The 1097-nt window shown below is 73.9% G+C and carries 2 protein-coding genes; one reads left to right on the top strand and one right to left on the bottom strand.

The genetic code is table 11. From position 1 onward, the window contains the following. Positions 1–476 (bottom strand): hypothetical protein (locus tag ACYVJ0_RS13515; RefSeq protein WP_460818375.1); only part of this gene is annotated, 476 nt, incomplete at its 3' end. Positions 477–495: 19 nt separating this feature from the next. Between ACYVJ0_RS13515 and ACYVJ0_RS13520 the strand changes: the two genes are divergently transcribed. Then, positions 496–1097: HNH endonuclease signature motif containing protein (locus ACYVJ0_RS13520; RefSeq protein WP_460818377.1), on the top strand; the 602-nt coding region annotated here is incomplete at its 3' end.

The following is a 1097-nucleotide window of genomic DNA, read 5'->3' on the forward strand; positions in this document are numbered from 1 at the left end:
CGGTGGATCAGGCGCTGCTGAGCGGGGTGGTGACGGCGGCGCAGATGGACGCGATTCTCCGCGGCCTCGGCCACCCACCCACCGGCTCCTCGTCGCAGGATTCGTCGCCGGCCAGCGCGGATGCCGCAGTGGAGGCGTGGCGGCTCGCGGCCGAGCAGCTGGTCGCCGTGGCGGCCGAGTGCACGGTCGAGGATCTCGCCACCGCGGCACGGGTGTTGCGGGACCGGTTGGACCCGGAAGGTGCGGAGGCTCGGTTCCTGGCCCGGTTCGAGGCACGCGCGTTCCGGATGTGGACGGACGCGGACGGCGTCCAGCACGCGAAGATCGTGTTCGACGACGAGGGTGCGGCGTGGATGCGGACCGTGATCGACGCGGCCCTGCGGCCCCGCCGCGGCGGTCCCCGGTTCGTCGACCCCGACGAGGCTCGCGAAAGCGCAACAGCTCACCGACGACCCGCGGACGAACGACCAGCTCACCTACGACCTCATCCTCGGGGTGCTGCGCGCCGGCGCCGTCGCCGACGCCGAAACGGTGTTCGGTGCCCGCCAGCCCGGCGTCCGCGTCGTCACCATCGACCCCACCCGCAACGCCGCCGGCGGCGCCGGCAGCGGGGGCGACGCTCCCAGCGGGGTCGGCAGCGACGGTCCCGTCCAGCCCGGTCCCGGCCGGCCCGGTCCCGGCCGGCCCGGCCCCGGGTACACCGAGGACGGCGGCCACCCGCTCCCCGCCCCGGCGGTCGAGCAGGCCATCTGCACCACCGGGCACACCCCGGTCACCGTCGACGTGCACGGGAACCCCCTCGACGTCGGGCGGGAACAGCGACTGTTCACCCCGAAACAGCGCATCGCCCTCGCCATCCGCGACGGCGGCTGCCGATGGCGCGGATGCGGCATGCCCGCCTCCTACTGCGAAGCCCACCACATCGACACCTGGGCCACCCACGGTGGACGCACCGACATCGACCGCGGCATCCTCCTGTGCAGGTTCCACCACATGAACCTCCACCACCACCGCTACCGCATCACCCGCGACCGCCACGGCCCCTTCCTGCTCCACCCACCCGACAGCAGCGAACCCACCGAACTCCCCACCCGCTC

It is taken from the genome of Microbacterium petrolearium, from assembly GCF_054782875.1.